This is a genomic window from Okeania sp. SIO2F4 (assembly GCF_010672385.1).
Classification (GTDB): Bacteria; Cyanobacteriota; Cyanobacteriia; order Cyanobacteriales; family Microcoleaceae; genus Trichodesmium.
In genome coordinates this window covers 1-4,967 of record NZ_JAAHGT010000734.1, presented here as the reverse complement: position 1 = coordinate 4,967, position 4,967 = coordinate 1, and the positions used below count along the sequence as shown (strand labels likewise).

Genomic DNA, 4,967 nt, shown 5'->3' with positions numbered 1-4,967 from the left:
TTGTAACGGCTTGCAAACAAAAACGCCTCGGCTCGCAAACAAGGCAATTTTCAGCTCACATTAATTGCAAATAAAAATAGGTTTCAGCTCACATTAACTGCAAATCAGCTCAAATTATTTGCAAATAGCTCGCAAACAAGATTTTCAGCTCACATTAAATGCAAATAACCTGTAAGCATTTTGATGCCTAGATTACAGGCTTCAAATTATATAATGTCCCCACTGCGAAGACAAATGTCTACAGCAACACTCAGTCTACAAGGGCAGAGTAGTACTAATACTCTGTCCACAACATAAATTTTGAGTGCAAAAAGTATGTATTTTATATACTTTTGTTACAGCAACTATTACAAGAATTTATTCTCTGATTTACTTAAAATATTTAAAGCTTTCTGTGCAGCTTCTTCTGCTCGAAGTGAAGTAACTTTTTGATACCGTAATGTAGTCTGAATATTCTCGTGACCCATCAAAGCTCGTAACTCCTCAATCGAAATCAATCCAACTCTTTCTGTAGCAAAAGTATGTCGTAAGTCGTGAAGACGAACCCCTTTCAGAATTGGAGTAGATGCAATTAAATTACGAAAACACTTATGAGTTTGACGGTAAGATAATCGTGTAACTTTCCCAGTCAATGGGTGTTGTGCAGTAAATAATGCCGATATCCCTGAAGCTCGTTCGTATTTGATATATTTTGAAAGTACAATTGCTGCATCTTGACTATAAAAGCACCAGCGACACTTGTTACCCTTTCCCACTACCTGAAACTTTCGGGCAACATTATCAACAGTATCTAAATCTAAGGCTAGAAGTTCACCTATCCTCGCTCCAGTACGATGCAACAAACAAACGATAGAGTGCATACGAATATCAATCGCCACTATCTCATACAAAACTGCAAGTTGTTGGTCATTCAAATAGCGAACAACTTGGTCTGTATCATGTTCTCCTTTCTCCGGGTCAGATTTACGTCGCCGTATGTTAGCCACAGGATTTACCCTCAAATAGCCCTGCTCAACTGCAAAATTAAACAGAGCCTGAATAATAGCCTGATGACGATGATGAGTTGTTATTGATAGATGTGTTAAACCTTCCAAATACTCAGACAACAGTTCACGACTGATAATTTCTACAGGCAACCGACCATATTTTGCTAGTAATGGCATCAATGTTGAAGAGTAGTTTCGTTGCGTACTTTGAGATAGTCCCTGACGCTCTAAAAATTCTGTAGCTAATCGTGCTAAAGTAACAGTCAATTGACTTAATATACTATAATTTTTTGATACCTATACTTTGCCAAGATGTAGATTAACTATCCGGATAAAAACATATTTTTATGTATACTCTTGACCCCCAAAAAGTGCCCCAACCCGATGAAACCCTGGATAGCTATATCAGAAGACTACGAAAAGACGCTCAAATTAGCCAACAACAGTTAGCTGTAAAGGCTGGGATTCATTTACAAAGCGTGGGCAAACTAGAACGAGGTAAGACGACAAAGCTGAATCAGAAGACCAAAACAGGTTTAGCTCGTGCCTTGTCCATTCCAACTGAGTATTTAGAAGCTATCTGTTCTGGTGAGCCTATAGCAGAGATAGAAAACTACAAATTTTGTCCCCAATGCTGGACACCAGGAACTGAACCTGATTCAGCCTGGACAGTATACCGAGCTAAATATTGTCTATTGTGCGGGAGCAAGTTACGCAATCATTGCACTAGCTGTGGAGAAATTTTGACTTCTTTCAAACACAAGTTTTGCCCCCATGGTGGTACTTCTTATCAAGAAAAACCTAAAAAAAGAAAGTAGTAATGATGGCAATTATTTGATTAATCTGGAGTAGAAAATAATTTTACTCTGAGTGCAATTAAAATTAACTTTTAATAATTAATAATTATTTGATAATCCGTTTAATTCTTGATTGGATAATTTATACTACATAAGTAAAACAGAATTGGCTCGTTCCTAACTTGATAGTGGAATCCCTGCCATTAATATCTTATCCATCATTTCTTGAGTTTGATTTGCCGAAAGTTGACCATTGAGAAAAGACCGTACTTCTCCAGGCTTTACCTGCAACAGTTGAGATAGTATTTTTACACTGTAACCATAACGTACTAATTGAGGTTCCAAATCATTCAAACTTTTCACTAAAACAGTCTCAACTACATCTATAGTAATTAACTTTTGACCTACTTCATAAGCTTGTTCAAATGCTTGCTTTAAATATTGTTTTACTTGTAATGGTGTAGCTAATTTTTCAGCTAGAAAATTAAGTGCCTCTTCTGTAATTAATTCTTGCCAGTCTACTTCTTTTTGAGTTGCCTCTGTTAAGGCCCATTTTATATAGTCTTGTTGATAATTTTTTATTCCTTCTAACATCAACGCACTACGAATCCTAGCTCCAATTTCTTCTAAAACAGGTCTTTTTAGGTCATTTTTCAACTTAGGATGTCCGGCTAAAACAACAGATAAAATATTTCCATCCTGATAGACTAATTCTATTAATCGCTTCAATCCTACTAATGTTTTTGTCTGTAAACTATGAGCATCATCAACAAATAGAGCTATAGGTTTACGAGACTTTTTAATGAGAGCTAATAGTTGACGTTCTCGTTTTTCAGGTTGTGTTGGTAGTTTGACTCCAGATTTTGTTGACAAGTCATAAAACAAAGCAGTCATCAATGTTCCTAAACTAATTTTCTCCTTATCTACTGATAAGGAACGAGAAACAATTACTTGACCTGCAAGTTGTAATTCTTTCTGAACATGAACAAGTAATGTTGTTTTACCACTGCCTACAATTCCTGATACTATAATTAATCCTCCTTGATGAATATCTTGTTTAAGATTTTCAATTAGTTGAGTATTTTCTGGTGTTTCAAAATAACCCAAATGCTCAAATGTTTGTTTCAATTTAAAGAAGTTCATTACTTCACTGCGCATTTTGACGCTCCTGTGAAGTCTGAAAATAGTCTCTAATTTTAGCCATGACTTCTTTTCTATGAAGAGTTTGAGCTAAAATTGCATCTATATCTGCCATCTGTTCTGAGGTAAGTTTAGCTAGAGGATACCCAATAAAATCGGCGATCGCTCTTTTGGCTGCTATGATATTTGGAAATGTCAGTTCTTGAAATGGGTCTGGGTCAACAAATGGCTGTACTGGTAGTTCAAGAATCTCTCTAGAATTGGGAAAATTGATAATACCATTGACATTATTGGAAAGAGATATTTGTTTAGCTAAGGCTTCTATTCGGTCTGCCCTTTTTTGAGTGCGTGTTTTTTTGAGGTTACGGTAACGATGTAAAGGGATAGGACTACTGATAGGAGAGTAAGGTCCGTAGCGTTTGTCAATATGTTCCACATACAGTTCATTGTCAAATAGTCCCCACCAAAGGGTGACTGTCTCTCCGGCTAAGTCTGAGTCTACTTCATAAGAAACTCCATCAATACTGATACGAGCATCAATACCAACTTTACGACGTTCGGGTTCGCGAGCAAAGGTACAAAAACGTTCCCAAGTACACATTTGACGTATGTTTTCTGGGGGTAGGTTAGCTAACCAGTCTTCCATTCGACTGTGAGGTTCGTTGCGGTGAGGTTGACTGTTGTAGTAGTGGAGAAATTGCATTAAACCTACATTAGCTTCTTTTTCTGTTTCTGGTTCCTTCAGATGGTAAAGGGTTTCGTGCATTTCTTTGACACTGCGGAATGGTCTTTCTACTTTTCCCTTTGAGCGGGCGGTGACTCGTCTTCCGTCTTTTCCTTCAGGAAGATGAGTAACGACTTCAACGCCTAAGCAACTCATTACTTTTTGAAATACTTGAGAACGAGCAATTGGTCCGTTATCCATGTAAAGCATTCCAGGAATGCCTTGAAAGGGAATCTTATCTGTGGCTTTGGGAGACATGGCTGCAAACAGAAAGCGGAGGGCAGCTTCTACATCTTCACCATAGACTCCATGATACTCCATATATGCTAGTCCGCTACGGTCATCAACGATGCTGTAGAGCATGAGTAGGGGTTTGCCGCGTCCTGCTTCTATCCAAGTTGGTGTTTTCAGGTGTTTGAGGTCAGATGTGCTTAAGTCAAAGTGCCAACAGTCGTTGCTGTGTTCGGCTTGAAATCTAACTGCTGTGGGTTGTCTGGTCATTCGGGTGTGGTCATAACCCCACTGTTTGAGGTAACGGTTGACAGTTGGTCTTTTGAGTAAGCCTGGAGGGGCTTTTAGATAACCTGTTGGGGTGTGAATTCCTTGTTCTTCTAGTAAACGAATGGCTTCTGCTGTGGAAAGATGATGACCTTTTTTGTTGGATGTGCGAATTTTGAGGGCTGCTATGACTTCGCAATATCGTTCTAGACTGGCTCTTTGTAGTATCCGAGGTTGACCTTTATCAATTCGATGGGCAGATTTGACTGGGGTTCTATTTCTTAAGGCACGATAAACTGTGTCTTCTGAAACTCCGTATAATTTGGCAGTTTGTTGAATTAATTCTCGTCTTTCTCTACATCGAGGTGGATGTAAATCTAGTCTTCGTTGTAGGTCTACTAAAGCTTCTGTTGGTATTTTTCTAGTTGACATTAACAGTTGGCCTCCCTCAAACTGTGGATTTTTGTTGAGGGTGGATATTGAGCGCTCCATCCATTGGTGAAGTTGTGGCCATAGGAACGTCCACACTCTGAAATCTAATCATATTATCTAGTTTAAGGCCAAACATTAAATAAAAATCATTTTTTCCATTGGATTTTTGGGCGCCATTGTTCTTGATAATAGGCTGTAATATTTTCTCTGTCAAGGTTATGGGCTATTTGCAATTAATGTGAGCCGAAAATCTTGTTTGCAAGCTGTTTGCAAATAATCTGAGCTTGTTTGCAAATAATCTGAGCTGAAAGGTGTTTTTATTTGCAGTTAATGTGAGCTGAAAATTGTCTTGTTTGCGAGCCGAGGCGTTTTTGTTTGCGAGCCGTTACA

At 38.3% G+C, this 4,967-nt stretch carries 5 protein-coding genes; 1 reads left to right on the top strand and 4 read right to left on the bottom strand.

Annotated elements, in window-relative coordinates:
* Positions 1–347: 347 nt before the first annotated feature.
* Positions 348–1,253, bottom strand: coding sequence for a tyrosine-type recombinase/integrase (locus F6K22_RS31525; protein ID WP_293107354.1), 906 nt, complete (start codon positions 1,251–1,253; stop codon positions 348–350).
* Positions 1,254–1,333: 80 nt separating this feature from the next.
* Here F6K22_RS31525 and F6K22_RS31520 point away from each other — a divergent pair, with 80 nt between their 5' ends.
* Positions 1,334–1,804 (top strand): helix-turn-helix domain-containing protein, encoded by a 471-nt coding sequence (locus tag F6K22_RS31520; RefSeq protein WP_293107351.1) that lies wholly within the window; start codon positions 1,334–1,336, stop codon positions 1,802–1,804.
* 156 nt (positions 1,805–1,960) lie between these two features.
* On the opposite strand, the gene F6K22_RS31515 is transcribed toward F6K22_RS31520, so the two are convergent.
* The 3 genes from F6K22_RS31515 to F6K22_RS31505 are packed head-to-tail and all read right to left on the bottom strand — an operon-like array spanning position 1,961 to position 4,791.
* Positions 1,961–2,926, bottom strand: a complete 966-nt coding sequence (locus F6K22_RS31515) for an AAA family ATPase (protein ID WP_293107348.1) — start codon at positions 2,924–2,926, stop codon at positions 1,961–1,963.
* Positions 2,927–2,930: 4 nt separating this feature from the next.
* Positions 2,931–4,562, bottom strand: a complete 1,632-nt coding sequence (locus tag F6K22_RS31510; protein ID WP_293107357.1) for an IS481 family transposase — start codon at positions 4,560–4,562, stop codon at positions 2,931–2,933.
* A gap of 31 nt (positions 4,563–4,593) precedes the next feature.
* Complete coding sequence (locus F6K22_RS31505) at positions 4,594–4,791, bottom strand: hypothetical protein (RefSeq protein WP_293107345.1); 198 nt, start codon at positions 4,789–4,791, stop codon at positions 4,594–4,596.
* Positions 4,792–4,967 lie beyond the last annotated feature (176 nt).